At 56.7% G+C, this 25,382-nt stretch carries 34 protein-coding genes; 15 read left to right on the top strand and 19 right to left on the bottom strand.

Annotated elements, in window-relative coordinates:
* Positions 1-118: 118 nt before the first annotated feature.
* The 4 genes from IEY52_RS23590 to IEY52_RS23575 all read left to right on the top strand — a co-directional run bounded on the left by IEY52_RS23590 (position 119) and on the right by IEY52_RS23575 (position 1,857).
* Positions 119-493, top strand: a complete 375-nt coding sequence (locus IEY52_RS23590; RefSeq protein ID WP_189008002.1) for a hypothetical protein — start codon at positions 119-121, stop codon at positions 491-493.
* A gap of 220 nt (positions 494-713) precedes the next feature.
* On the top strand, positions 714-1,049 hold the full coding sequence (locus IEY52_RS23585) for a hypothetical protein (protein ID WP_189008000.1): 336 nt from the start codon (positions 714-716) through the stop codon (positions 1,047-1,049).
* A 188-nt stretch (positions 1,050-1,237) separates the two neighbouring features.
* Positions 1,238-1,507, top strand: coding sequence for a hypothetical protein (locus tag IEY52_RS23580; RefSeq protein WP_189007998.1), 270 nt, complete (start codon positions 1,238-1,240; stop codon positions 1,505-1,507).
* Between the two features lie 92 nt (positions 1,508-1,599).
* Complete coding sequence (locus IEY52_RS23575; protein WP_189007997.1) at positions 1,600-1,857, top strand: hypothetical protein; 258 nt, start codon at positions 1,600-1,602, stop codon at positions 1,855-1,857.
* A 174-nt stretch (positions 1,858-2,031) separates the two neighbouring features.
* On the opposite strand, the gene IEY52_RS23570 is transcribed toward IEY52_RS23575, so the two are convergent.
* Positions 2,032-2,448, bottom strand: a complete 417-nt coding sequence (locus tag IEY52_RS23570; protein WP_189007995.1) for a hypothetical protein — start codon at positions 2,446-2,448, stop codon at positions 2,032-2,034.
* Between the two features lie 101 nt (positions 2,449-2,549).
* Between IEY52_RS23570 and IEY52_RS23565 the strand changes: the two genes are divergently transcribed.
* Both IEY52_RS23565 and IEY52_RS23560 read left to right on the top strand, forming a co-directional pair.
* Entirely contained in the window at positions 2,550-2,774 is a 225-nt protein-coding gene (locus IEY52_RS23565; RefSeq protein WP_189007993.1) for a hypothetical protein, read from the top strand.
* Complete coding sequence (locus IEY52_RS23560; protein ID WP_189007991.1) at positions 2,771-3,274, top strand: hypothetical protein; 504 nt, start codon at positions 2,771-2,773, stop codon at positions 3,272-3,274. The genes IEY52_RS23565 and IEY52_RS23560 overlap by 4 nt, the downstream gene beginning before the upstream one ends.
* Positions 3,275-3,326: 52 nt before the next feature.
* On the opposite strand, the gene IEY52_RS23555 is transcribed toward IEY52_RS23560, so the two are convergent.
* The 4 genes from IEY52_RS23555 to IEY52_RS23540 all read right to left on the bottom strand — a co-directional run bounded on the left by IEY52_RS23555 (position 3,327) and on the right by IEY52_RS23540 (position 8,128).
* A complete protein-coding gene (locus IEY52_RS23555) occupies positions 3,327-4,502 on the bottom strand; it encodes a Tn3 family transposase (RefSeq protein ID WP_189007988.1) in 1,176 nt (391 codons plus the stop codon).
* Positions 4,503-4,514: 12 nt separating this feature from the next.
* Positions 4,515-6,347, bottom strand: coding sequence for a DUF4158 domain-containing protein (locus tag IEY52_RS23550; RefSeq protein ID WP_189007984.1), 1,833 nt, complete (start codon positions 6,345-6,347; stop codon positions 4,515-4,517).
* A gap of 180 nt (positions 6,348-6,527) precedes the next feature.
* Positions 6,528-7,406 (bottom strand): NAD(P)-dependent oxidoreductase, encoded by an 879-nt coding sequence (locus IEY52_RS23545; protein WP_229684940.1) that lies wholly within the window; start codon positions 7,404-7,406, stop codon positions 6,528-6,530.
* Positions 7,403-8,128, bottom strand: coding sequence for an SDR family oxidoreductase (locus IEY52_RS23540; RefSeq protein ID WP_189007981.1), 726 nt, complete (start codon positions 8,126-8,128; stop codon positions 7,403-7,405). The genes IEY52_RS23545 and IEY52_RS23540 overlap by 4 nt, the downstream gene beginning before the upstream one ends.
* A 118-nt stretch (positions 8,129-8,246) precedes the next feature.
* On the opposite strand from IEY52_RS23540, the gene IEY52_RS23535 reads away from it, so the two are divergent.
* Positions 8,247-9,179: a LysR family transcriptional regulator gene (locus IEY52_RS23535; protein WP_189007978.1), complete on the top strand. Its 933-nt coding sequence runs from the start codon at positions 8,247-8,249 to the stop codon at positions 9,177-9,179.
* Between the two features lie 452 nt (positions 9,180-9,631).
* On the opposite strand, the gene IEY52_RS23530 is transcribed toward IEY52_RS23535, so the two are convergent.
* From IEY52_RS23530 to IEY52_RS23505, 6 genes are all read right to left on the bottom strand, one after another.
* Complete coding sequence (locus IEY52_RS23530) at positions 9,632-10,141, bottom strand: hypothetical protein (protein ID WP_189007974.1); 510 nt, start codon at positions 10,139-10,141, stop codon at positions 9,632-9,634.
* A 75-nt stretch (positions 10,142-10,216) separates the two neighbouring features.
* Positions 10,217-10,354, bottom strand: coding sequence for a hypothetical protein (locus tag IEY52_RS23525; protein ID WP_189007972.1), 138 nt, complete (start codon positions 10,352-10,354; stop codon positions 10,217-10,219).
* Positions 10,355-10,495: 141 nt separating this feature from the next.
* Complete coding sequence (locus IEY52_RS23520) at positions 10,496-10,792, bottom strand: helix-turn-helix transcriptional regulator (protein ID WP_189007969.1); 297 nt, start codon at positions 10,790-10,792, stop codon at positions 10,496-10,498.
* A gap of 264 nt (positions 10,793-11,056) precedes the next feature.
* Entirely contained in the window at positions 11,057-11,482 is a 426-nt protein-coding gene (locus IEY52_RS23515; protein WP_229684942.1) for a response regulator transcription factor, read from the bottom strand.
* 8 nt (positions 11,483-11,490) lie between these two features.
* The gene (locus IEY52_RS23510) at positions 11,491-11,721 is read right to left on the bottom strand and encodes a response regulator transcription factor (RefSeq protein WP_189007963.1); all 231 of its coding nucleotides are present in this window, start codon (positions 11,719-11,721) and stop codon (positions 11,491-11,493) included.
* Between the two features lie 69 nt (positions 11,722-11,790).
* The gene (locus tag IEY52_RS23505) at positions 11,791-12,006 is read right to left on the bottom strand and encodes a hypothetical protein (protein WP_189007960.1); all 216 of its coding nucleotides are present in this window, start codon (positions 12,004-12,006) and stop codon (positions 11,791-11,793) included.
* A 141-nt stretch (positions 12,007-12,147) separates the two neighbouring features.
* Here IEY52_RS23505 and IEY52_RS23500 point away from each other — a divergent pair, with 141 nt between their 5' ends.
* Both IEY52_RS23500 and IEY52_RS23495 read left to right on the top strand, forming a co-directional pair.
* Positions 12,148-12,534 carry a response regulator gene (locus IEY52_RS23500; protein WP_189007957.1) on the top strand — a complete coding sequence of 129 codons (387 nt, stop codon included), beginning with the start codon at positions 12,148-12,150 and terminating at the stop codon, positions 12,532-12,534.
* A 230-nt stretch (positions 12,535-12,764) separates the two neighbouring features.
* Entirely contained in the window at positions 12,765-13,133 is a 369-nt protein-coding gene (locus IEY52_RS23495; protein WP_189007954.1) for a hypothetical protein, read from the top strand.
* A gap of 33 nt (positions 13,134-13,166) precedes the next feature.
* Here the strand turns inward: IEY52_RS23495 and IEY52_RS23490 are convergent, their stop codons facing one another.
* The 5 genes from IEY52_RS23490 to IEY52_RS23470 all read right to left on the bottom strand — a co-directional run bounded on the left by IEY52_RS23490 (position 13,167) and on the right by IEY52_RS23470 (position 19,167).
* Positions 13,167-14,126, bottom strand: a complete 960-nt coding sequence (locus IEY52_RS23490; protein WP_189007951.1) for a haloalkane dehalogenase — start codon at positions 14,124-14,126, stop codon at positions 13,167-13,169.
* A gap of 164 nt (positions 14,127-14,290) precedes the next feature.
* On the bottom strand, positions 14,291-15,142 hold the full coding sequence (locus IEY52_RS23485; protein WP_189007948.1) for a MerR family transcriptional regulator: 852 nt from the start codon (positions 15,140-15,142) through the stop codon (positions 14,291-14,293).
* A gap of 422 nt (positions 15,143-15,564) precedes the next feature.
* On the bottom strand, positions 15,565-16,737 hold the full coding sequence (locus IEY52_RS23480) for a Tn3 family transposase (protein ID WP_229684941.1): 1,173 nt from the start codon (positions 16,735-16,737) through the stop codon (positions 15,565-15,567).
* On the bottom strand, positions 16,701-18,479 hold the full coding sequence (locus IEY52_RS23475) for a DUF4158 domain-containing protein (RefSeq protein ID WP_189007942.1): 1,779 nt from the start codon (positions 18,477-18,479) through the stop codon (positions 16,701-16,703). The genes IEY52_RS23480 and IEY52_RS23475 overlap by 37 nt, the downstream gene beginning before the upstream one ends.
* Positions 18,480-18,870: 391 nt before the next feature.
* Positions 18,871-19,167 (bottom strand): hypothetical protein, encoded by a 297-nt coding sequence (locus tag IEY52_RS23470; protein WP_189007939.1) that lies wholly within the window; start codon positions 19,165-19,167, stop codon positions 18,871-18,873.
* Positions 19,168-19,306: 139 nt separating this feature from the next.
* On the opposite strand from IEY52_RS23470, the gene IEY52_RS23465 reads away from it, so the two are divergent.
* A complete protein-coding gene (locus IEY52_RS23465; protein ID WP_189007936.1) occupies positions 19,307-19,627 on the top strand; it encodes a hypothetical protein in 321 nt (106 codons plus the stop codon).
* Positions 19,628-19,745: 118 nt separating this feature from the next.
* Here the strand turns inward: IEY52_RS23465 and IEY52_RS23460 are convergent, their stop codons facing one another.
* On the bottom strand, positions 19,746-20,867 hold the full coding sequence (locus tag IEY52_RS23460; protein ID WP_189007933.1) for a GGDEF domain-containing protein: 1,122 nt from the start codon (positions 20,865-20,867) through the stop codon (positions 19,746-19,748).
* Between the two features lie 507 nt (positions 20,868-21,374).
* Between IEY52_RS23460 and IEY52_RS23455 the strand changes: the two genes are divergently transcribed.
* The 4 genes from IEY52_RS23455 to IEY52_RS23440 all read left to right on the top strand — a co-directional run bounded on the left by IEY52_RS23455 (position 21,375) and on the right by IEY52_RS23440 (position 23,675).
* A complete protein-coding gene (locus IEY52_RS23455; RefSeq protein WP_189007925.1) occupies positions 21,375-21,632 on the top strand; it encodes a hypothetical protein in 258 nt (85 codons plus the stop codon).
* An 89-nt stretch (positions 21,633-21,721) separates the two neighbouring features.
* A complete protein-coding gene (locus IEY52_RS23450; protein ID WP_189007922.1) occupies positions 21,722-22,114 on the top strand; it encodes a hypothetical protein in 393 nt (130 codons plus the stop codon).
* A 174-nt stretch (positions 22,115-22,288) separates the two neighbouring features.
* A complete protein-coding gene (locus tag IEY52_RS23445) occupies positions 22,289-22,813 on the top strand; it encodes a phosphatase PAP2 family protein (protein ID WP_189007920.1) in 525 nt (174 codons plus the stop codon).
* 196 nt (positions 22,814-23,009) lie between these two features.
* Entirely contained in the window at positions 23,010-23,675 is a 666-nt protein-coding gene (locus IEY52_RS23440; protein ID WP_189007918.1) for a phosphatase PAP2 family protein, read from the top strand.
* Positions 23,676-23,777: 102 nt separating this feature from the next.
* On the opposite strand, the gene IEY52_RS23435 is transcribed toward IEY52_RS23440, so the two are convergent.
* Positions 23,778-23,933, bottom strand: coding sequence for a hypothetical protein (locus IEY52_RS23435; protein ID WP_189007916.1), 156 nt, complete (start codon positions 23,931-23,933; stop codon positions 23,778-23,780).
* Positions 23,934-24,097: 164 nt separating this feature from the next.
* On the opposite strand from IEY52_RS23435, the gene IEY52_RS23430 reads away from it, so the two are divergent.
* Positions 24,098-24,442 (top strand): hypothetical protein, encoded by a 345-nt coding sequence (locus IEY52_RS23430; protein WP_189007914.1) that lies wholly within the window; start codon positions 24,098-24,100, stop codon positions 24,440-24,442.
* Here IEY52_RS23430 and IEY52_RS23425 read toward each other — a convergent pair.
* Positions 24,405-24,707, bottom strand: a complete 303-nt coding sequence (locus IEY52_RS23425; RefSeq protein WP_189007912.1) for a hypothetical protein — start codon at positions 24,705-24,707, stop codon at positions 24,405-24,407. The genes IEY52_RS23430 and IEY52_RS23425 overlap by 38 nt on opposite strands.
* Between the last annotated feature and the right edge of the window lie 675 nt (positions 24,708-25,382).

The raw sequence follows: 25,382 nt of genomic DNA, 5'->3' as shown, positions 1-25,382 counted from the left end.
CACAGCATGCATAGCGCTGGAAGCCCAGGCTGGACGATGCCTCTGGGCTTTCTTTCGTCTGCTTTCCAGTAAACACCACGGTCACACTGTGCTGGTTTTTCATTCCATAAGGAGAGAGATGCCTGACAAAACCACCCCAGATCCAAGGATCGAACTCTACATCAAACTGTGTGCCGAACATTACCTTGGAAAGCCACACCGGGAACACATTCGCGCACTGGCCCACAGCCTGCTTCAAAGTGGCATGGTGCCTCAATCCTGTGCATCACAAGACCTGCAAGATGGGTACCAGCAGGCCATAAAGCACAACACCCTGGACATCCAGAGTTTTGCAGTGGACATTGTTACCGTCTACTTGCTTTCAGATGCCACCCACAGCCCCCTTTACCACCACAGCATGCATGAGGCCTGGAAAGTCTGCCACCCGCGAAGAAGTGACTTCTTCTCACCCTGGCACCTGTCAGTCGAAACCACCGGCACACCCGTCAGTTGACCAGGGACAAAAGGCAGTCAAACCTATGTGGCAGCGGCAGTTTCCTATGGACATTCAACGTTCTGGTGTCAGCAACACTTCTACAATGGAGCCAGGCTGCAATTGAATTTCAAGCCATTCAGACCTCAGGAGATCTTATGAAGCAAAATCCCACATCCAATGAAAACTTCGCCATGTCGTGGAAAACGACTTTCCCCAGTTGGTGCCAGCACTTGCATTTTTGGTTCTTTACCCAGTGGTCACACCCCTGAAACTCTCCCTGCCCACCCTGGTGGAAGTTGCAGTGACCCTGGTGTTTTTTGTGGGCATGGTGTGGTCGGGTGAACGGGGACGCACCAGCCTTGCTGCCTGGGTATACTTTTATGTGCTCGCCCAGGCAGCTTTGAAAACCTCCTCTGGGACCCACCTGGCTGAAACCTTGCCCCTGATCTTTCTGGTGCTGGTGACGTTCAAATGGGCGCGTGAGAAGAAAATGCTGTCCTTGCAGGTGCAGGGCTGGTTGGCGCTCGCGTGTCTGGCCAGGGTGGTGTTTGACGTGATGCAATCCCAGCAGTGAAGTCTGGAACAGGCCGAAAGCCTGGGCAGTGGAGCAAATGTCTGGGACTTGAAATTGTCTGGGTTGCGGAAAAGGCAGCAAAAAGCCTCTTGGGGTTCCGCTAGAACTGCACCAGGAAGGTGCGACAACCAAGAGACTTAGGGAAATTTTAGCATCTTGTACAATGGATGACAAGAAACGGAGGCATCATGACCACCCAGTTCAGTGAAGTTGTTGAAAAGCAGGCCATCGAACAACAGGGGGACCGTTATGTGATCCAAACAGAAATCAGTGAGGATCATGCAGAAATCATCCGTCAACAGGCTCAACAGCAGGGGGTCAGCGAAACCGAAGTTCTTCTTCGCTCTTTGGAACTGGCAGACTACATCTGGCAGAGCATCATGAATGGTGGGACCGTTAAAATCACACATCAAGGCAGTGAAGAATTTGAAGTGGTTAAACTTCCCCAGAAGCAATAACAAAAATTGAAGCGTAAAAGAGATGCAGATGCATCTCTTTTTTTGCTATCGTGATAAAGGTTCCGCTAGAACCAGGAAGGGGGTGAGGCATCATGCCAGACCCTGAATCCACGCGGCGCAAGCGGAAGCCAGATCTGGAGACCCGGCGCGAGGACATCCGTTCCCGCCTGATCTTTATGGTCATCGGCTTCTACTTCGTTGTGATGTTTGCTTTCGGTGTGCTTTTCGTCATGAAAATCATTCCTTCAGCAGAACTCGCAACAGCTGCGGCGGTATTCATCACTCCGTTGCACGGTATGGCCCAGTTTTGCCTGGGGTACTACTATGCCAGCAACAAAAGTGGCGAATGAGCTGCTGAGGTTCGTAGAACCCAGACGTGGTGGCAGCAATGCAACCATAGAGTTCTGAACTGACTTCAGTTCAGGCTGGAGCGTAGACAATTTCGATTGTCTGCGCTTTTCCTTATCTCTAATGAGCTTTCTTGCAGAGTGTTGCTGCAGCTGGGAGAAAGCATCATGTGGGGATCAGGCGTTTTGAAGTCGCACTTTTACGGCCAGACTGGTGTGCCCGAGGCCCTGGATGATGTGGAGTTCCTCTTTGTAAACCCCCATGGCGGTGATGCGCAGTTGAATCCCAGCGGTTTTCTTGTGTTCACTGAGCGGGGTCTTCTGGCGCAGTTCGGTGAGTTCACGGGAAAGGTGCTGCATTTGCTCTTTGAGCCACTGCTCGGCTTCGAGGGCTTCTCGTTCACTGCGGTAGATCTGGGCTGCACATGCCGAGAGTGGATCAAGTTGTGTTGATTTTTTCACCAGTTTGCGGAGGTCGCGCAGCTGGCCCTGCAGGTACAGCACGTGGGTGTCTCTGGGGTGGTGCCGTTGCCGGTCTGCGACATAAAAGCGAAAAAGGTTCAGATACAGGTTCAAAGATTCTTCAGGGGTCACGGTTTCATGGTATGGCAAGCATTTCTTGCTTTTCAAGCCAAATCGGTGTATACTAATAGAGAGATAAGTTATAAGAACTGTGTTTGCAGAGGAGACCCACCATGAACAACACCCCTCCACTCAGAACCGTACTGGGCACCACCACCTTGAACTCGTTGCCCAGGGAGGTGCTGGCCTGTGGCCACCTGGTTCGCATCAAACAAGACCATTACGGCCCAACGAACGCAAAGCGCCGCAGGTGCAAAAAATGCCAGACCCGGCAAGCCATCGACTGGACCCCGGAACAAATCGCCAGTTGGAAAACGGACCAGGGAGAAAAGGCATGAGTTTGCTGTCTTACCCTGAAAGGGGACCATGGGGGCAGTCCCAGTGGGCTGGAAACTGCTCAGGGTACGTTTACCGGGAGCTTTTTTTGCACCTCAACCCACAGGTGTTTGTGGACCCGATGGTGGGCAGCGGCACCAGCATCGAAGTCGCACAAGAGATGAACATCGAGGCTTACGGGCTGGATTTGCACAGCGGCTTCAACATCCTGCAGGATTCCATTCTGGAACGGGTGGGCAAACCGGCAGATTTGTGCATCAGCCACCCGCCCTACCACACCATGCACCAGTACAGCAGGAAGGTGTGGGGAAAGGAGCCTCACCCGGCAGACCTCAGTGAGTGCAGCACCGTGGAAGAATTCCTGCACAAAATGCAACTTGCCCTGCTCAACCAGCGCGAAGCCACCCGTGCAGGTGGACATTACGGATGCATCATCGGCGACATGCGCAGAGGTGGCCAGTACCACAGTTTTCAAGCCGATTTGATTGAGGGTAGGCAATGATTCGAGAAAAAATGTCTCAATTCCTCAAAAATCATCATCCTGCACCTGATTTTCAGTTTGATTTGTAATCCAAGACCACAGGCTCAGGCACCCGGCTCACCTCCCAGTCATACCGCCCAAACCGGTTCAGATGCCCCACCCAAAACGGATTCAGGTGCCTCAGCACCTCCTCCGGCACAGGCTGACCCTGCTGCTCGAACTCCCGCAGTTGCCGGGTCAGCAAGTACACCGTGTGAAACACCAGGCAGTTCGCCACCAGCAGGTTGTACTTGATCAACTTGCGCTGCATGTCCCGGTGGTGGGTCTGCACAATGCCCTCCCCACCAAAAAAACTCCATTGCACGAAATTGTTGAACTGTTCGCTCTTGTTGGTCTCCCGAAAAATTCCTGAGCGCAACTTGGGGTCCGAAATGTACCTGAGGAGGAAAATGGTCCTCACAGCCAGTCCCAGTTCCTTAAACGCCTGGTAGACCTTGTTCTTCCGGTTGAAACTGCTCAGGCGCTTCAGCACCGTGGCCGCCGAAATCCGCCCCAGTTTGATGGACACCGCAATCCTCAACAGGTCCGGCAGATGCGTCTCAATCAACTCCCAGTCGATGCTCCCCTTAAACAAACCCCCGATGGTGGCATGCGAGTCTTTTTTGTCTGCCCGGAAGAAATGCAGGTCCTGCCAGTTGCGGATCCTCGGCAGCAGTTCAATGCCCAGCAGGTAAGCCATCCCGAACACCGGCGCACTCTGACCCTGGGTGTCGGCATGCAGTTTGTCCGGCTGGATGTCACTGGTGTTCTGCAACAGGCCATCAATGATGTGCACTGCTTCCCACACCCCGCAGGGAATGAAGTGCGAGAACAGGGCGATGTATTTGTCTGACACATGGTAGTACCCCAGGCCCCCGAAGCCCCCGTAGCGGATGTGGTACTCGGACATCAAATTGTTCTCGAACATCTCCCATTTGGTGCCGTCCGCACTGGCGTGTTCCCCGGAGCCCCACAGTTTGGGCAGCTGGAACTGATGGTACGCGTTGATCACCAGGGTGCTGGCCTCCTGCAGGGATTTCTCGGTGATGTGGTGCTGGTTGATCCACTCAAAATCCCGACGTGACATGCCGGGCAAAGACCTTGCAGCCTGGGTGGCCCCCAGGTTACACCCATAACAGAACACCGTGGTGATGTACCGGGAAACCGGATCCGTGAGTTTCGATTGCAGCCCGGACAGGGGCCGGAACACTTTGCTGACCTGCTAGAGGTGTTCGGTGTCAAACAAAGCGTCCAGCACTGTCCGTTCTTGCTGGGCCAGTCCAGTGGCGAGGCGCTGCCGGTGTTCTATAAATCCCGCAGGTTCTGGGTCTGCTTCCTGCCGGGACAGGGTGAAGGTCTCGCCTTTGATGCGGGTACCACTCATTTCGGGGGATTTCAACTGGACGTCCGCCCAGCGGGCCACGTCTTGCAACCTGGCTTTCAACGTCGACACCATTTTCCTGGGGGTGCCGTCCAGGTTCATTTGTTTGAGGAACACCGGGAGTTCCTGTTCCATCTCCTGCGGGCTGACCAGTTCCCGGGTGTAATTGGCGTACTGGTTGCTGCCTTCGATGCACAAATCACCCGAGCGGAGTTCCCAGGCGACGTGCATCAGCACGCACATCTCAAAGTACATTTTGTTGAGGCCCAGGGGGTGCCCCTGCACCACGATCACCTCTCGCCCGTTGTGCTGGAACACAAAAGGACGCCACACCTCCGGCACCCATCCCAGTGGCAGCAGGGGAAGGATGGTCACTTCTTTGAAACGAGGATCGATGTTGAAGGTGGAGAGGTTCGGGTCCCGTTCACTGCGGTGTTCCAGCACGTAACGGATGGCCTCTTCCAGGTCCTTGTTGTCCGAGGTGGAGGTGATGGGCACCACTTCGAGGAGTTTGAGCAGCACCTGCCGGTTTTGCTGGTAACCCCAGAGCATGAACGGCACGAAGTTGTTCCGGCTGCGGCCCTGGTACTGGTCGATGTCCAGCAAGGTGTCCTCAGGCTTCGGAATGACTTTCTGGATGTCTTCCAGCACCCCTTCGGGGTTCTTGTCGGCCAGCAGCACCGTGATTTGCCTCAGTTGCTCGATGAGCATGTCGGTGTGGCCCTGATGCCGCTCTTGCAGGGCTTTCAGTTGGGTGAGGGCTGCGTTCCTCAGGCGGAACATGCGTTTGACCAGCAGGGTGCCCAGGTCGTCTTTGATGCGGGCCTGCTGGTCTTCCAGGAGGGCCACCATCAGGGTGTACCGTTTGTGCAGGGTGAGGCGCCCCAGGGCTTGCCGGTGCAGGCTGCGGGCTTCCCTCACAAACTGCTCAAATTTGCTGTTTGAAACCCACATTTTGAGGTTCACCTGAGGGGTGATGTCTTCCAGGTCTTGCAGGTGCCCCAGGGCCACTTTCAGCTGGCTGAGGGAGGCTTTGCGGGGTTCTTGTTTGATGAGGTTCCAGTTGGACTTGCCTCCAGTGGGCTGCTCTTCAAGGAGTCTGTTCAGTTTCTCCTGGTCGGTTTCGGTGAGGTGCGTGACCACGCGGTCAAAGATGCTGCGGTTCACCCGTGACCGCACATGGGTGGCTTCTTTCACCAGCCGGGTGAAACCGGGAAGTTCGTACTGGAGTTGATGCAGGTGTTCCACAGCGGCGTTGATGATGCTGACCAGATCTTCATGGCGGGTGCAGCAGCTTTCCAGCACCCTGTGGAGTTCCTGAACCCCGTACGTTCTGAAGGAGGTGAAGTGCAGGTGGTCCCTCACCCACTGGGTGTGCTCCGTGTAGGGCCTGCGGTGGTCCTGGGTGGGCAGCTGGGGCAGGAAGCCTTCGAGCCCAACGCTTGCAGCGATGTGCCGCTGGATGGGCCTGGGAATGTCCCTCAGGCTCTGGAAGCCCCTGAGGTGCCGGGCGATCACCAGGTGAATCAGGCGGGCGAGGCGCGGGGTGCCGTGCGTGCAGACCGCACAAATGTGGTGCAGGTCCGCTGTACTGGGGGTGAACAGCAAGGTGAGTTCGGCAGGGGTGGGTTTGCGTTTCAACCGGGGATAGATGGTGTCTTCCAGGGTCAACATGGTTGTGGCTTCCTCACAGCACAAACGGAACGCATTGGCAAATCCTGAAACCCATGGGAACGGCCACCGATCATCACCTTGATTTTAACTGCAGAGACATCTTCAACCTCCTGAAAGTCATCACCCATGAATCCCCCTGAAATCCGCTTCCGATCACATGGGTGCAACTCCAGCGGATTTTCAGGAGGAGAGGTGTGACTCGAAAAGCTTCACCACTGCAGCCAGATGCTCTTCACCCCACCCCTGGTTTTGTGCTGCACTGAACACCTCCAGAACTTTGCTGCTGGTCGGCACCTGCACTTCACCTGCCTGGGCAGTGTCCAGCAGGCACTGCAGGTCCTTGACCACCAGCTGGACCGGAAACATCGGGGCGAATTTTCTCTCCAACATCAGTTGACCATTGACTTTGAGGGCCGGGCTGATCACCGGCAGGTTTCCCAGCACCTCCAGGGCCTGCTGGGGTGGGATGTGGGGCTGCAAGAACATCAGCAGTTCGGCCAGCAACGCCACCTGTCCAGCAAAAAAAGCGTTCACCGCGAGTTTCATGTGCATGCCCTGCCCGATTTCACCCACATGGTGGAGGGTGCTGCCCATGGCCTGCAGCACCTCCTGCACACGCTCCAAATCTGTTGCAGCACCTCCGACCAGGAACACCAGTTGACCCGATGCTGCCTGGGGGGTGGACCCCACCACCGGTGCATCCAGAAAGTGAGACTGTCTGGTCTGAAAGTGCCCGGCAAGTTCCCTGGTCCATGCCGGGGTGAGGGTGCTGCACTCCACAGCCACCGCGCCTTCTGGCAGGTTTGAGAGGGCACCCTGATCAGGGTCCAGCCACAAAAAGCGGGATGCCACGTCATCCCGCACCATACTGATCACCACTTCAGCGTTCTGTACGGCTTCAGCAGGGGTGGCTGCGAATTTTGCTCCGGCTTGCACCAGCGTCTGGGCCGATTCAGGGGTGCGGTTGTACACCGTGAGGTCAAAGCCTGATCTGAGCAGATTCAGGGCCATCCGCTGTCCCATCTGCCCCAGACCCAGCACCGCCACACGGCGAATCACATGGCCCCCAGCAGGCGCTCCACGGCCTTGTGGTCCCTTCTCCACTGTTCGTACAGCTGCTGTGACATCGGGTCAGGAAAGATGTCCTCGGTCCCGGCTTCCACCCCGGCCAGAATGGCTTTTGCCACCTCATCAGGAGAAGTCTTTGGCATCTGGACGTCTTTGATCATGTCGGTGTCCACTGCACCGGGGAACACCCCGTACACTTCAATGTTTCTGGCTTTCAGTTCGGCCCGGATGGACTGGGTCATGGACCAGGCTGCTGCTTTGGAGGCACTGTAGGCCCCGAAACCGGGCATGCTGGCCAGGGCAATGATGGTGAGCAGGTTCACCACCGCTCCACCGCCGTTTTCTTCGATCACCCCTGCAAAGTGGCGCACCATGTTCAGGGTACCGAGGTGGTTGGTGTCCATCTCCTGCACCATGTGCTCCACAGGGCCATTTAAAACCCCCACACCAGAGAGCACCCCGGCATTGTTGATCAGCAGGTTCACATCCCTGAGGTTACAGGCAACCTGGGCCACCTGATGCCGGTCGGTGATGTCGAGTTGCACCGCTTTCACCCGGTCTCCGTCTGTCTCCAGCAGGTCTTTGAGGGTGCGGATGTCCCGGGCGGTGGCATAAACGCGTTTTGCACCACTGGCCAGCAGTTCTTGCACCAGGGCACGGCCAATGCCCCGGTTGGCCCCTGTCACCAGGGCCACCGAATTCTGAATTTTCATGGTTTCTCCTTTGCAGCACAGCTTTTTTCTGTCTCTGCTGCCTGACCCACAGCATACTCCTGGGTGTTTTTACAATAAAGACCATGACAGACACATCACCTGTGCGTAAAATGCACAAATGGACACCGGACTTCTGGAACTCTATGTGGATGTGATGCGACAGCACAATTTCTCTGCGGTGGCCCGCAGCCGCAACCTGGATCCCACCTCGGTTTCACGGGCCATTGCCAGCCTGGAACGGGAACTGAACCTCAAACTCTTCCACCGCTCAACCCGCCGCCTCACCCCCACCGAGGCGGGCCTGGTGTATTTTTCCCGCATTGAGCCCCTCATTGAGGAACTGCAGCGGGCCAGGCTGCAGGCCAGCGACGTGCAGGACCGACCCCGGGGCACGCTGCGTGTGCAGGTTCCGGTGAGTTTTGGGCAGCTCAACATCGTTCCCCTGATTCCGCACTTCTTGCGGCTGCATCCGGAGCTGGAACTGGAACTCATCATGGGTGACCGGCCACTGGACCTTCTGGAAGAACGCATTGACCTGGCTTTGCGCCTTGGACCGCTGGATGAAGGAAGCGACAGTGCAGAGCAACTTGCCAAAATGGACAGCCGGGTGTGTGCCACCCCGCAGTACCTGCAGCAGCACGGCAAACCTGCCCGTCCAGGAGACTTGCTTCACCACCCCTGCCTGACCCTGCACATGCCTGGATTTGGAGGAAACTGGCATTTTCAGGATCAAAATGGGCAAACCGAAACGGTGCAGGTGAAAGGACCCGTGCGCACCTCCAATGCGCTGGCCCTGAAAAGCCTGGCCCTTTCCCACCTGGGGATCATCCTGCAGGCCCGGTGGATTGTGGGGAGGGAACTGGCCTCTGGGGAACTGGTGGATGTGTTTCCAGAGCATCAGGTTTCTGCGGCTGATTTTGCGGATCCAGCGGTGTGGCTGGTGTACCCGACCCGAAGTTACTTGCCCCTGAAGGTGCAGGTGCTGGTGAACTTCCTGAAGAGGGCTTTCTTGCAGGGTCCTCCCTGGCAAAGCCTGCTGGAGGGCACCTGAAACAAAAACCGTTGAGCCTGAAAAAAGTGGGGTGAGAATTTTGGATGTTGTCTTTATGCTTTGAGGAAAAGCGACCACTGCACTGTTTTAATTTATGATCACTGGAAAGCATAAACCATCTCCATAAATGGCATGCTCCCTGCCATACAAATGTCCAAAGGAGATCGCCAAAGCAGCTGTTCCTGACCACAAGCTTCAGTTACTTAAACGCATGCCGGATCCAGTTCTTGTTGTAGCTGCCCGGTCACGTCAGAACCGTCACTTTAGAAATCCACTGAAACGCTCCAGGTGGACCTGCAGTCAAAAGATCACCTCATGTTCCCTGGAATTCCCCGGCCACGTTCCAGTCAAAAGGCGTTTCAAAAGGGAGAGCTCAAAATTCCAACTTCCAGAAGGCTCCTTTCAGCACCGCAAACCCAAGTTCAAGCGTCCTCTCCCAGGAGACAGCGCATTTAACACACCAGATGACCCAGTCGAAACTTCGTGTGGTACACGTTCACCTGCACCTCCCGCATCCCTCCTGCGTTCATCTGCACGATCCGCACGGCATCCAGGGTTGTGCTTGAAAAAAACACCACCGCCACCTTGCAGGCCTGAAAGAATACATCCACCCTCACCCCATCGAGTTCACAAGGGTTCTTTGGTTGCAAGTCCTGAAAGGCAGCTGTGAGGGTGTCCAGCACCTGTCGTTCGACAGGCAGGTAAAACCACCCGGTTTGTCCCTGCCCGCTCATCTGACGGACCCCATCCAGCAGTTCCCCCAGGTCGTCCTCACGGATCGCAGGAACGAGGCGGCTTTTGCGGCCATCAGCCATCTCAAATTGCAGGCGGGTGTGGACCATGAAGTCCTTGCCCTTCCTGTCCAGCAACTGCTTCCACACCTTCCCAGGCTGCAGGAAACCCAGTTCGGTGAGCACCTGGTAGACCGACAGGTGCCCGTCTTTGACCTGGATGGAGGGCATGAGGACAGTGTACCCTTCTAAGCCTCCAGCCATTGCGACCCAGGGTGCAACCTGAACGTGCAAAGCAGGGCAGGCTCAGATTGACCCCTCAACCTGGACGGTTTCTTCCAGAAAGCTTCTGAGCCGGACCATCAGCAGGGTGCGCAAGTTGATGCGTTTCTGATGCAGGAGTTTCCCCAGCTGTTTTTCGACCTGGGCTTCAAATCGTTCCATGCCCTGTTGTTGGTCCTGGTCAAGGGCGAGTGCAGGTGCTCCAGGGGTTGGGGGAACCCCTCAGCAGGCAGGCTGGTCTCAATGCAGGCCGCTGTTCCAGAAAGGCCCGCCTGGCAGGATCAATGCTGCGGCCCTGACCCCTCATGGCCCTCCGGTCAGGTCACTGCCAGCGTCCATCTGGTGTGCCCGCCACTGCTGGTGTTCCTGTTGCAAGTCGAGCAGCAGTTTCATGTTGATCCCCCAGCACTTTTCGATCCTCAAGGCCAGTTCGACGGTGAGTGGCTGTTGGCCTTGCAGAACCTGCTCCAGCCGCTCTTGCGGGCAATCCAGCCGTCGGGAGAAGTCCTGAAGGGATTCTTGTCTGCTTTGGAGTTCCAGGGTCAAATGCTGCCCTATGGACAGGGGGGCACCGTGCCTGGAGGCGGGTGAATTGGGCATGGGCTGACCTGAGCTTTCCTGACACCAAGAGTTCAATGGCCTTGAAGGGAACCAGGGGAATGAAACATGCCTGAGCGTCGTGAAAGCACACCGGTCATGTCCATTCAGGGAAGGGTGAGACACCTGTTTGCATTTTACACCTCTCTGGACAGCACGGAAGGTTGCACACCCGACGGACGCTGAAGGCCAAAACAGGGGGTTTTGCCTGAAAGCTTTTCTGGATGGACACAATTGATTCTTGGTGTTTCCTCTGCTGCCTCAGGTTCAACCCTGCAGGTTGAGGCGGTATCCGAGGCCCCGGATGGCCTCGATGGTGTGCTCACCCAGCTTTTGCCTGAGTCCGTAAATGCGCACATCCACAATCCTCACCCCGACTTCATCTTGCCCCCACACCTCCCTGTGCAAGTCATCCCTGTGCACAGGCTGTCCAGGTGTTTCCGCGAGTTTGAGCAGGAGTTGCAGTTCTTGGCGGTTGAGCTGCACGCTCCTGTCTGCCAGATCCACCTGGTAAGTGTCCACATGAATGGTCCAGGAACCCACTTTCTGCAGGGTCACCGGGTCCCTGCGCCGCCACAGGGCTTGCAGTCGGGCATCAAGTTCGGTGAGGTCAAAGGGCTTGGGGAGGTAATCGTCCGCTCCGCCGGTCAGTCCCCGCACCCGTTCCTGAACTTCACCCAGCTGGCTGAGGATCAGGACTTTCAGGGGGAGTGCCTGACGGCGGACATGCTTGAGGAGTTCAACCCACTGCCGTCCGGGAGGATGAGGTCAAGCACCAAAATGTCCACAGCATTCAACTTCTGCTGGGCTTCCAGCAAGCTTCCTGCGATCTGCAAGGTGTACCCGTGACTGCGCAGGTAGATGGACATCACCTGTTGCTGTACGGCACTGTCTTCCACGAGCAGCACCCTGGGACCTCTGTTCTCTGGCATGGGTTCATTCTGACAGACTTTGTTGGGGGAACGGTAGGCTGCATGAAACTGGATTCGTGGGTGCATTTTTCAGCAGGCCAGTGGCGGGATGGGTGCAGAGGAGGGCAAAAAACGTTCATGCTGTCCTGCAACCCTGGCGGCCATCTCAAATTGCAGTCGGGCGTGGGTCATGAAATCCTTTCCCGTCCAGCAACTGCTTCCAGACTTGCCGGGATGTGTGAATCCCAATCTGGAGAGCACGTGGTAGACCAACAGGTGCATGTCTTTGATCTGTATGGAAGGCATGAGGACAGTGCACCCCTCGGAGGGGATTCGGGGTGCAACCCTGAACGGAAACGGCTTGTTGCTGGCTGACCCTGGGTTTCATTTCAGGTGCCTCCGATAGAGTCAAAGCCAGACTTGCATCTGTGGAGTCCAGGGGGTGCCATGACAACCGAAGAACCCAGGGTGCTGGTGGTGGAAGACGACACCACCGTGCGCCGCATGTTGGTGCGCTTCCTCAAACTCAACCACTTTCAGGTGCTGGAAGCCAGTGACTTTGAGGCCGCTTTGCAGGTCATCGAGCAACACTGTGACTTTGAGTTGGTGTTGCTCGACGTGAACTTCCCGGGTGGGGGGGGCCAGAAACTGCTGCCCATCCTCAAGGAGAAGTGTGGTACAGCCAAAGTGGTGATTGTCTCCGCTGTGGAAGAAGCCCAGGTGATGTTTGACTTGCTGGCCGGTGGGGCCTCAGATTTCATTCCAAAACCCTTTGACATCACCCGTTTGCTGGAGAAGGTGGAAACCCTGCTTGCACCCAAACCTGAGGATTGAAGGGCAGGAAGGTGGGTTCGCTCTGGACGGACGGGCTTCCAGCAGTCTGGAAAGCAAGTTCACTTGAACGGGGGAAAAATCTCCATCGAGGGAAATGACCTCGAAATCACTCTGTTTTCTTGACCGGAAACCTTCTGGGATGAAAAGAGTTGACCAAGACGAACAATTTGACAGATGACTCTAAGGAAAACCTAAGCTTCCAGGGGTAAAGTGGTTGATTTGAGAACGTCATGACCGACCAGACACTGCAGATCCATCACTTTTATGACGTGTTGCCAAACGCCGCCCAGGAGTTGTTGATGCTCGCCCATCTGTCTTTTGAATTCGGCCCACGCAGCACCCTGTACCGGGCCGATGAACTTCAGCACACCCTGGAGAACCTGCTGGGGGATTCTCAAGGTGCCACCCTGGGGGAAACAGATCTGATCGAGTCTCTGCTGTTCCAGGCCGCAAGCCGTCTGAATTACCTGCTCTGCATCGTGCAGAAGGCCCACACCAGTGACGCAGGGTGGGTGTGCCTGATTCCCCTGTATCAACAAAACAAACTCAAGCAGGTGATGCTCAAACACCACCTGCGCAGCACAACCAGCCCGCCCTGAAACTTCAGTCAGGATGCTGTCTTGATTCAACTTTTAAAGTTTTTTCAGCCAGCTGTTGAGGGCTTCTGCAATCTCCTCGCCGTGGTCTTCAGGCACAAAATGCAATCCGGGTCCCAGATCCACGGTGGTGAGGTGCTTCAGGTGGCTTTTCGCCCAGATGGCCGTGGCTTCGGGGTTGAGGAAACCCGGCGTGACCCTGAACTGCAAGAAGGGCATTTCGCTGGTTTCCATCCACTGGATGTACCCCTGAATGAGTTGCACAGCCTCCGGGTTCACGAACTGCTGTGGCCCGGCCCAGATGGGTTTGCGGTCTTCTGGACGGGGAAATGGTGCCCGGTAGGCATTCATTTCTGCCTCGCTGAGTTTGCGCAGGGTCATTTGGGGAATCATGCCTTCCACCATCACATTCTGGTCTTCCAGCAAAGCGTGGCCCTGCACAGGGTCCAGAAAAGCCTGGAACATCTTCCCACCTTCTCCCATCAGAGAAAGGGTTTGTGGTCCTGGAGGGAACATGGGGGGCAGGGCGGCTTCCATGAAAGCCATGGCCCGCACGTTGTCCTGGTGGGTGGCGGCGTAATGGAAGCCCACCACACTTCCCAGGTCGTGCACCACCAGCGTGACGTTCTTCAAATCCAGGTTTTTCATGAACCCTTCCAGAAAGGCTGCGTGATCCAGAAAGCTGTAACCCAGGTTGAGGGGACGGTCTGAACGGCCAAAACCAATCAAATCCGGGGCGATCACATGGTGCTTTTCTGCGAGTTTCGGAATCACCTTGCGCCACTGGTAAGACCAGGTGGGAATGCCATGCAGCAAAACCACCGTGTCTTTGCGGGGGTCTCCTGCCTCCAGGTAATGCATCTTTGCCCCGTTCACTTCCACCCAGTGGGACACAAAAGGCAGGGTTGGGAAGGCAAGGTCGGTGTACTGGATGGAGGCAGTCTGGGCGAGGGCACTGGAAGCAACAAGCAAAGTCAAAGCAAGCATTTTTTTCATGGGAAGTCCTTTCAGAACAAAGAGGGAATGTTTCAAGACAATGGACGGGGAACAAGGCAGCCCAAAGCACAGGGCTGCTGGCTTTCTGTCAGGTGTTCTCCTTTTTGGGGCGTGTTTCACCCACAGGAAGGTGCTGGCCTTCCTGCAAGTGTTGAAGTTTCAGTTCAATTCAAGGGCAGAATCGGCGGGTGGATTTTCTCCACCGGCCACTGCAATTCCGCCACGCTCTCGGTTTCACGGCCCTGCAGGGGAGGTTTGATGTACACCTCACGCAGGTGGCCTGCAAAACGGTAGCCGTGCACCTCCATCCACTGGGCAAGGCTGAACATGCAATCCAGGTTCTGGTCGTGCCAGCCGTGGCGGTACAGTGTCGCCACCGTCCCGTGGGCTTCGATGGTACTTTCCTGCAAGCTCAGGTCGGTGGGAAAACTCAGCCCTTGCTGTCCTTCCGGGAGCAGAAAACCCAGTTCCACATCCAGGTTCTCGTCTGCTATGTCCATGGTGTGAAACACCACCGTGAAGGCCCCCTGTGAGGGTTTGCCGCCTGCAGGGAGGCTGTTGGCCAGCTTCCACATGGCCTGTAGACCATCGGGACGGGTGGGGAAAACCTGTCGGTAAGACAGCAGGCGTTGTTCTGGGAAACTGCGCAGCACCACGCTTTCCGTCTCAAAGGTGCCTTCTTTTTCCACCTGCCTGAGGCGGGACTCCACTCGCTGCAGCTTCTGGATTTCCTCTTGGATGCTCTGCTCCAGTTGCTGTTTTTTCAGCAGCAGCATGCCCCGAATCTCCTGCACGTCCAGTTGCTGTTGCATCACCCGGTCAATCTGGTCCAGGCTGAGGCCGAGGTCCCTGAGGGCCAGGATGCGGTGCAGGGTGGGAAGCTGGCTGGCGGTGTAATGGCGGTATCCGGTGTGCGGATCCTGATGCTCCGGGGTGAACAATCCGATGTGGTCGTAGTGCCTGAGGAGCCTTGTGGACACCTGGGCGATGCGGGAGAACTCTCCAACTTTGAACACCGTCTTCCTCCTTGCATGTCACTGTAGAAGATTCACGCGCGTCAAAGTCAACCCTGGCCGTGCAGGTTGAGCAAAACACCCCTTGTTGCTGCCTGAGCAGCATGCGACAACACCACCAATTTTCTGAAAACCATGAAACGTTCCTTGCAGATCGCTGAGGCACCACCCGCATCAACCCCGAAGGGTCCAGCGACATCTGGGGTGCAACACCGGCTTTTCATGGGGTTTTCACTTCAGGCAGGACTCCACACAATCCATCCCGTGCGTTCAAAGTGCTTTTTGCGGCCCCGGATGTTCATGAAGGCCAGGAAACTCCCAAACATGGCTGCACTCGCCAGGCGACCAGAAAGAGGTTAGGCAATGATTCGCGAGAAAACCTATTTTATTTGATCAAATCGCCATCCCAGAAACGATTTTCTAGGTTAGCCCTTATAATTAAAGATCAGGGGATCAGGAATGCGCCCCACCTCCCAGTCGTACCGACCAAACCGGTTCAAATGCCCCATCCAGTACGGATTGAGGTGCTTTAAAACCTCCTCCGGCACCTCCTGACCTCTGGCTTCCAGTTCCCGGATCTGTCGGGTCAGCAGGTATACCGTGTGAAACACCAAGCAATTCGCCACCAGCAGGTTGTACTTGATCAGTTTGCGTTGCATGTCCCGGTGGTGGGTCTGCACCATACCCTCCCCACCAAAGAAACTCCACTGCACGAAGTTGTTGAACTGTTCACTCTTGTTGGTCTCCCGGAAAATCCCGACACGCAGTTGCGGATCAGAAATGTACCGGAGCAGGAATATGGTGCGCACCGCCAATCCCAGTTCTCTCATGGCCTGGTACACCTTGTTCTTGCGGTTGAATCTGCTCAGGCGTTTCAGCACCGTCGCGGCAGAAATCCGGCCCAGTTTGATCGACACCACAATGCGCAGCAGGTCCGGCAAATACGTCTCAATCAATTCCCAGTCGATGTTCCCTTTGAAGAGTCCCCCAATGTTTTCAAAGGTGTCTGTTTTCTGAGCCCGGAAGAACTGCAAATCCTGCCAGTTGCGGATCCGGGGCAAGAGTTCAATGCCCAGCAAATAAGCCATCCCAAACACCGGCGCGCTCTGACCCTGGGTGTCGGCATGCAGTTTGTCTGGTTGGATGTCACTGGTGTTCTGCAGCATGCCGTCCAGGATGTACACCGCTTCCCACACTCCGCACGGAATGAAGTGCGAAAACAGGGCAATGTATTTGTCGGAGACGTGGTAATACCCTAGCCCGCCGTAGCCCCCGTATCGGATGTGGTACTCGGACATCAAATTGTTCTCGAACATCTCCCACTTGGTGCCATCTGCACTGGCGTGCTCCCCAGACCCCCACAGTTTCGGCAGCTGAAACTGATGGTAAGCGTTCACCACCAGGGCACTGGCTTCCTGCAGGGCCGTTTCGGTGATGTGGTGCTGGTTGATCCACTCGAAGTCCCGCCTGCTGGTGCCTGGCAAAGAACGGGCGGCCTGGGTGGCCCTGAGGTTGCATCCGTAACAGAACACGGTCGTCACATACCGGATGGAGGAATCCGTCAGCTTAGACTGAAGTCCAGAAATGGGCCGGAACACCTTGCTGAACTGAAGCAGGTGCTCAGCGTCAAACAGGGCATCCAGCACCGTGAGGGGTGATTGATGCAGGCCTGCACAATGCGCTGTCGGTGCCCCTCGAAGCCCTCAGGTTCTTTTTCTGCTTCCATTCTGGAGAGGGTGAACGTTTCCCCTTTGATCCTGGTGCCACTCCGTTCAGGGAACCCCAAGCGCGCATCGGCCCAGCGGGCAGTTTCTTGCAGCTTTTGTTTCAAGGTCCGGGTGATTCCTGCCCCTGTTCCTTCCTGCCCCATTTGCTCCAGGAAAAGGGGCAGTTCTGCTTGCATCTCCACATCGGTCACGAGTTCTTGGGTGTAATTCGCAAAGTCCTCACTTCCTTCAATGCACAGGTCCCCAGATTTGAGTTCCCAGGCCACATGAAGCAGCACGTACATCTCAAAATACAGCTTGCTCAGACCCAGCGGATGGCCCTGCAGCACCCACACCTCACGGCCTTTGTGCTGGAACACAAAAGGCCGCCACACTTCCGGCACCCACCCCAGGGGCACATCTGGCACGATCACCACATCATCAAAACGGGGGTCAATGGTGAAGGTGGACAGGTTCGGGTCTTTTTCACTGCGATGCTCCAGCACGAAACGGATGCTGTGCTCCAGGTCCTTGTTGTCGGAGGTGGATTTGACGGACACCCCTTCCAGAAAGTTGAGCAGGGCTGCCCGGTGACTGAGGTATCCCTTCATCATGAAAGGCACGAAATTGTTCCTGGTTCTTCCCAGGTATCGGTCGATGTCCAGCAAAGTGTCCTCGGGTTTGGGGATGGCCTCCCGGACTTTGGTCAGCACATCGTTCTGGTCCTCTGCTGCCAGCAAAACGGCGACCTGTCTGAGCTGATCAATGAGAGCGTCGGTGTGCCCCTGGTGCTTTTCCTGCAGGTCTTTGAGGAGGTTCAGGGCATGCGTTCTGATGCGAAACATGCGCCGCACAAACAGAGTCCCCAGATCGTCCCGCAACTGGGCCCTTCGGGCTTCCAGCAAGGCCACCGCCAGGGTGTAGCGCTTCATCAGGGTGAGGCGCACCATGGCCTGACGGTTCAGGCTTTTTGCTTCCTGCACGAACTGCTCGAACTTGCTGCGGGACACCAGGGATTTCAGGTTCACGGATGGACTGAGCTTCTCCAACACGGCCAGTTGTGAGAGGATGCCCCTCAGCTGGCTGAGGCTGGCTTTTTTGGGGTCCAACTTCAAAGCGTTCCAGCGCGAGGTGGTTTCATCTGCCTCCACTTCAAACAATCGGTCCAACTGCAGGCAGCCCTCCTCCTCGAGTAGCCCCATGACCTGAGAAAAGATGGTCTTGTTGATGGTGGCCCGCACGGTGGTGGCCACTTTGACCAGGGTGGTGAACCCTGGAAGTTCAAAGTGCTGCAGATGCAGGGTTTCCACAGCAGCATTGAGGATGCTGACCATGTCCTCATGGCGGGTGCAGCACCCCTGAAGCACCCGGGCAAGTTCCACCGTCCCATACGTTCTGAAGGAAATGAGCCCCAGGTGTTCCCGCACGGCCCGGAGGTGCTCAAGGTAGGGAACGTCATGCTCCTGGGCGCGGAGGCGGGGCAAAGCCCCTTGCAGACCAGAGGTGTGGGCGATGTGGCGCTGGATGTTTCGGGGGATGTGTTTCAGTTGCAGGGGCTGGTGGAGGTGCCGGGTCACCAAGAGGTGGATGAGTCGGGCCAGCCGGTTGGGGAGGTAGAGGCAGGTGGCTTCCACCTAGAGGAGGTCTTCAGGGGTGGGGGTGAAGAGCAACCTCAATTCGGCCTGGCTGGGTTTTTGTTTGAGCCTGGGGTAAATTGTGTCGTTCACGACCAGCATGGGCAGCCACCAGGACAGAGAAACATCGATTCAGTGTACGCCTTTCAGGCTGGTGGTTGCCCTCGTTCACAGAATTCATGCCCGCCTTCAGAGTTGTGGTGGAGACCACTGCTGTGTCGGGAACAGGAAGGCTGACCACCAGTGGGACAGGGGGTGGCCAGAGGGGTGGGTTTAACGTGACATTCAGGACTTTTTTGCTGACCTGCCAGGAGAGGAGTTGCAGGCCTGGAGGGATCAGGGTCTGAATCAACTCACGCATGACCTCAGCATAGATCTGGGGTATGAAGCCTCACCAAATGCGCGTAAGAGCCCTGGTTGTGGCGGCCCTTATAGGTGAGGTCCTGACCGATGGTGTTGCCCCCAGGCGTCCCGTGGGTGTGCCACTGAGGTCGAAGTGCACATCAAAGCCGTCACTGCGTCCTCCAATGCGGCCCTGCACGGTGTGGTGGTTCACTACCAACTGGATGTCTTTGCCAATGCTCATTCCACCTATGCGGCCCTGAATGCTGGTTTTGCCCCGGGTGGCATGGATGTCGTAGCCCACACTTGCTCCGCCAATGCGTCCTTGAATCTGGGTTTCATTCATGTCTCAGTGTAGAGCTGAGCCTTCATCCTCAGGTGAGGTGGCCAAGCTGACAGCAACTTGATTGAAACCATTCGAAACTTCCAGACATCCACGGTGTTTTGACATGGACCTGAAAGATACAGCAAGCTACACTCAGCTGATGAGTGATGTCAGAATGGCCCGCAAGCGTCTCAAAGCTGCCCTACGCCTGCTGGATGATCCCGCCCCTGAGCACCACCAGGACGTGCGCAGTGACCTGCTCGTTGCCTACCAGACCCTGACACAACTGGCTGAAGTGCACGCCGACCCTCCGCGCAAGGTGGCGGTCTACCAGGATTACCGCCTCAATCGCACCCGGGCCCGCACCCTGGTGGAAGAAGCTCTGCAATGCTTGCATGACGCCAAGGCTTTTCCCCGCAAGAGCCACCTGCAACTCAGCATTGCTGCCGATTACGTGCAAGACGCCTACCTGATGATTTGAGTCTCAGTGACCCAGCTGCATCCTGTGTTCGCATGGCAACATCGAAGGTGAACGCTGTGATGCTGATGTGACGACCCTTGGCCTGCCTGCAGTCCGAGCAGGTGCAGGCCTACAGCTTTCAGTTCCATTTTTCGGTTTGAGTTTCAAACACCTGCGTGCCAAGTTGCTTTAGGGGATCTTCCAGCTTGAGGCAGGTCTGGTTGCGCCCCTGCTGTTTGGCCTGGTACAAGAGGGCATCTGCTCGCTGCAACGCCACGGTGAAGCCTTCCCCGGCCTGCATGTTCACCAGGCCTGCACTGACCGTCACCGCACGCTCGATGTGGGGGTGGAGTAAGGCCACCCGCTCGGTGAATGACAGCCGGAGTTCTTCGGTCCACAGGTACGCTGATTTGGCCTTCTTGTTTTTCAGCACCACCACAAACTCTTCTCCCCCCAGGCGGTAGGCTTTGTGCTGGCTGCCCAGGCTTTCGCGGATCACGGTGCCCAGGGTGGAGAGCACTTCATCGCCCACATGGTGCCCAAATGCATCGTTGATGCGTTTGAAGTGGTCCACATCCAGGGTCAGCACGAAATTCCCCGCATGAAAGGCCTTCGCATCCTGGTCGAGTTTGCGGCGGTTCCCCAGCAGGGTGAGGGGATCGGTGAGGGACTGCAGGGACACCTCTTCGCTGGCTTTCAGTTGTTTTTGCTTGCTGAGCAGCATGGACAGGGAAACGTGGGTCATCAGCACCCCCAGTCCGTACAGCACCGGGAACACTTCTGTGATCAGCTGCAGTCGGTTGGGCAGCAGGGACAGGCCGACCAGCTGGCCCAGGAACACCCCAGCGGGCACGAAAGGAAGCTTCAGGATGTGCTTGCGTTCCAGTCCGGCCCACAGCCAGCCCAGGGACAGCAATGTGAGCACAGCACCCAGTGAGGCCACAGCAGGCACGGCCCCCATACCCCCCAGAGCCAGGCGGTACAGTGCCACCGGGACGGCAGCGAGCACGGCATGCAGGGGACCGTAACGCAGCCCCAACACCACCAGTGGAACCATGCGCAGGTCGAACTGCAATCCATCCCCCATGCGCACCGGGTATTGCATCAGCATCAGGGCGGTGAGGCAAGCCACCAGGATTTCCAGCAGCTGATTCTGCTGGGACTGCTGGGAGAGCCGGCCCTGCTTGACCAGCACCGTCCACAGGTACGTGAGGGTCATCAGCAAAGTCAGGTTCATCAGGATGCTGTCAAAAATCCCCATGTGCACCTCCACAGGACGGCCTCCACAGAGGCCCTTTGTGGGCATGGTACCAGCGAGAGGATGTGTCTTTTCTTACCCCTGCATGTTAAAAGTTGTTCATCTGCTTCCAACTGGGGGCAATAAAGTTGCGGTGGTGCTCTCCCCCGGTTCACGGGATTCCCGTCTCCTGCAGCACAGGTGAAACGAAGCTGGGTGAAGTGCAAAAGCAGGGCTTTGCTCAGGGAGGTGTGGGGACACCGTTCTTTCCCAGGGAACGCTCCCATTTTGAGGGTGTGGTGCGGTTGGCAGATGCATGGATGCACCCCATGAAAGCGCAGCACCACCGGAAAGGGGATTGACAACTCAAATCCCCACGGGTTGCAGCCCCTCGGGCAAGGGAGGAGAAGCAGGCCTCCAAACAAATGGAGACCCCTCCACCATGCTCCTGCTGCCTGAACATCCACTGGGTGGAATACCGGGGGAGCCACGCTTCATGGCTGTTTCAGTCCCATGTGGCAGGATGGAGGGGTGAACGAGCAAACCCACCGTTACACCCTGGAGAGCCGGACCGGCCACACCGCCTGGACGGCCCACTCCCTGCAAGCCTGGCTGGAAACCCTCACCGGAACCCAGGTGCAGGTCCTGGAGCGCCCCGGGAGGTCCTGGGGACTCAAACCCAAAACGGTGACGTTTGACGTGGTGATCCACGCCACCCTGGAGCAAGCCAGGGGCTGGGAACAGACGGTGCTGCAGCAACTCAACATGAAAAAACGCCCAGATGTTTGAAGCAAGAGTGAGGTTGCTGTCAGGCGGGTTTTGGTACGGTGTACCCTGACCCAGGACACACATCAACAACAGGAACGGAGGACAGGGTGATGAATTCGGAATTCATTCAACGCGTCGCAGGGGTGCCCCTGGAGGCCACCCACCTGGTGATGGCCGAGTCTGACCTGGTGTGGCCTTTTGGTCCCCGAATGTCCCACTGGAACAAACCGCACCTGGTCATTGCTGCACAACATTTCCAACTGTCCCTCACGCCAGATGCCACCCAGACCGCATCCCAGTACGAGCAGGGCTTGCTGTTCTCGGTGCTGGACCACCTGCAACAACACCCCAGTCACCGCTTCGTGGTGCTGAATCGGGTGGGCACCCACAGTGAAGGCTGGGTGTGTCTGGTGCCTTCCAGGGGCTTCGCCCAGGTGCAGCGCATCCTGTCCCTCTACCGGCTGAACATCACCCCGGCAGGCTTGAGGGAAGTGCTGCAGTGATGGGTCGGATGTGCAACCCCATTTGGTTGCGCTCATCCATCCTCCGACATACACGGACGGTTTTCCTGCACCAGACTTGCCCACGGAACAAATTTGGCTGCGCAGTTCCAGCTGTAACCTGAGGCTGCGAAAGCTCCCTCACCTGGACTTAACGTGTTCAGCTTAAGGTGACCTGTGCAAGATTTCGTACAACACACCCTCCACGCCCTGGCTGTTCATCAACCCTCTGTGGGCTCCCTCAGCGTGTTTTTCGCCTCCAAAATGCTGTTTGTGCTGTTGCTCATTGCCCTCTGGCGGTTCTGGGTCCGCCGAAAGCAGCTGACCTGGAGGCTGCTGGCCCAGCTGGTGCTGCTCGGTGCGTTTGCAGGTGTGCTGACCTTGTTGGGATTGCATGTGGTGCAAGACCCCAGGCCGTTCATGGTGGAAGGATACGAGCCCCTCACAGACGCATCCCGGGACAATGGTTTTCCTTCCGACCACACCCTGGCTGCGGCCCTCCTGACCATGGGCGTCTTCTGGTTGGACCGCAAGTGGACCTGGCCTCTGGCCCTCGGTACCCTGCTGGTGTTGCTGGGACGGCTGGCCATCGGGGCCCACCACACCCTGGATGTGCTGGGCAGCCTGGGAATTGTGGCCCTGTCTGCCTTGCTGGCCCGCTGGTTGCCTCTGCCTGAGGGGTGGACCAGAAAAGCACCCTGAAAGTCTCACTTCGCATTTGGAGTTATCAGCTTGCAGGTTTCTGTGTCACAGGTGGTCAACGCCCACGCAACGTATTCCAAAGATTGAATTTCAATTTGACCTGCTGCTTAGCCCCAGCATTCAGCAACACTCCTGCAGGTGTGCTTCTCAGAACATCCCACAGTCAAAAGGGATCAGGAGGTGCACAATGCAGGTCATGTCAAACCCTGTGGCGTTGCACTGGAAACGGCTGTTGGTGTGGGTCCTGGGGGTGCTCTTGCCGCTCCTGGGTGTGGGCCTGATTGCCGAGGATCTGCTGGAAAAGGAACGCTTTCGTTTCGAGCAGCCGTTCATGTTGTGGTTGCACAGCCATGCCAATGCTTCCTTGGACCGCGTGGCCGTCACGGCATCCACGGTGGGCAGTGTGTATGTGATGGGAGGCTTTACCCTGCTGCTGGTCTTCGTGTTGTGGGAGAAGAATCGTCGGATCAGCTTCTATTTCCTGCTCTCTACCCTGGGGGCTGCGGTGATCAACAGCGCCAGCAAACTGGTCTTTGGGCGGCCCAGGCCACATTTGTGGGAGTGGATTGTACAGGAACAGGCGCAGAGTTTTCCCAGCGGGCATGCCATGTATGCTGCTGCGGTGGCGACTGCACTCGTGTGCATGCTCTGGCACACCCGGTACCGCTGGCCCATGGTGGTGTTGGGCGGTCTGTTCACTTTCCTGGTGGGGTTGAGCCGCATGTACCTGGGGGTGCATTACCCCACCGATGTGCTCGCCGGTTGGGCCGCAGGGATGGCGTGGTCATTGGCCTGCTGGAGGGTTGTGAGAAGCCATGCGTCCACCGATCCAGAAAGAACAGGACAACTGGAACACAGCTGATCGGTTGTTGTGCAGAGGTCATCACCCTTCAGACTCCCGGAAGTGAAAACAAAGCAGCACCCCAGCGTTCCCATGGGGTGCTTTCGACCTCAAAATCAGGTTTCAAATCAGATGGGGCCTGCCCTGTTGCAGGGTCTCCATTTCCAATGCATCCCTGGGGTCCAGGGTGGGGGTGATGCCCCGGGCCAGCAGCAGAACTGCACCACCAATCAAGAGTCCCAGAGTCAGTCCGATCGCCAGTGAAATCAAAAACAACACGTTGCATCACCTCCTGGGGGAGTACCCCCTTGCACCTTTCTTGACTTCAAGGTACACCCTCCCACTGAATTGCGTCTGAGACGCACTGAGCTGAAAATGAGAAAGCTGAACAAAAACTGACGGCCGGTCAGAATGGTGTCAGGGACAAGGAATAGACTGAAAGGGTGCTGAAACTCCACCGGGTCCGTCAGCACCTCAAACGGGTGCTGACCCTTCTTCTCGCCGACGATGCCACCCTGACCGTCAGTGACGTGCACCGCCACCTGGAGCACGCCCATCAACTCCTGCAAAGCATGCTGCCCAGAATGCAGCGCTCCCAGTCGGTGCCGTGGGAGCGCTGGTCGGTGATTTTGTTTCACTACCGCAGGGAAGAGGTGATCCTACAGGTTCAGCAAGCCCAAGGGCTTCTGCAGCATCCGGTCGGGCCAGGAGGCCTCCAGAAAGCCCACCAGTGTTTGCTGCAACTTCACTTCAGGATGCTTGAAGTTTCGGGCAGTAGTGCTGGTTGATCAGGACCGAGTCTTCCAGCCGGAGCGCTTCCAGCAGGCCCTGACAGCGGCCCAGAAAGACACTGGCCCCTTCTTGGATGACCAGACTGGAGAAGCTTCCTCCTTGCCGACAGTGCACCACAGTGTGGTCCCGCTGGTGGTGGGGGGTGATGTTGAAGATGTCACGGAGTTGAAGGGTGGTGATGTGGTGTTCCTGCGTGACCACGATGATGTGATCACGGTTGTCCCTGAGGGCCTTTTGTGGAATGGACTGGAACAGGGTCATGTGAGGGATCCTTGTTGCAACACCTTTCTTGTTACATTTTCATGTTTGGGCCGGGTGGTCTGTAACACTTCCCATGAATGAGATGAAAAAAGTTCAGTGAAGCCTCATGAAATTTCTAGATGTGATTTTTTTGTAACGACTGAGACGCCTCCTCTTCTTGCCAGCCTCACGTCAGCTTTCTCAGAAATCCTCTGGGTGGAAAGGGATGCTCCACCATCACCCAACGGGTTAAAGGACCGCCTGGCCCCATAATTCACGGCATCTGCCAGAACGCTGCGGGCGGAAGTCAGGGAACGGATGAGGGAAACAACCCTGCCCTTGTGCCTCCCAGTCAGGCTCTGTCCTCCTGCAGGGTGTAAACTGAAGGCAGGTGTCTTACCTCCAAATTGATTTGAACGTCCCCTCTGTTCTTTCACCCCACATTTAAGGCATGCTTCCATCCCTCTGGCCAATTCGGCCCCTGGGCCCCCCGAAGCCCCCGTCACAGGAAAGCACAGGCACAACCATGCAAAACCTGGATGCCAGACGGCACGGTGCTCCCGTATCTATCGGCCAGTATTTGACCCTGGAGTTGCATGCCCGAGGGGAAACCCTGCAAATACTGTGTTTGGCCCCCTGTGTCAAGCTGGCGAAGCCAGCTGACTCCGGTGGCCCTTTGTATAGGATTCCCCTGAG

It is taken from the genome of Deinococcus roseus (genome assembly GCF_014646895.1).
Lineage (GTDB): Bacteria > Deinococcota > Deinococci > Deinococcales > Deinococcaceae > Deinococcus_C > Deinococcus_C roseus.
Note: the sequence above shows the minus strand (reverse complement) of the source record. Positions and strands in the feature narration are given on the sequence as shown.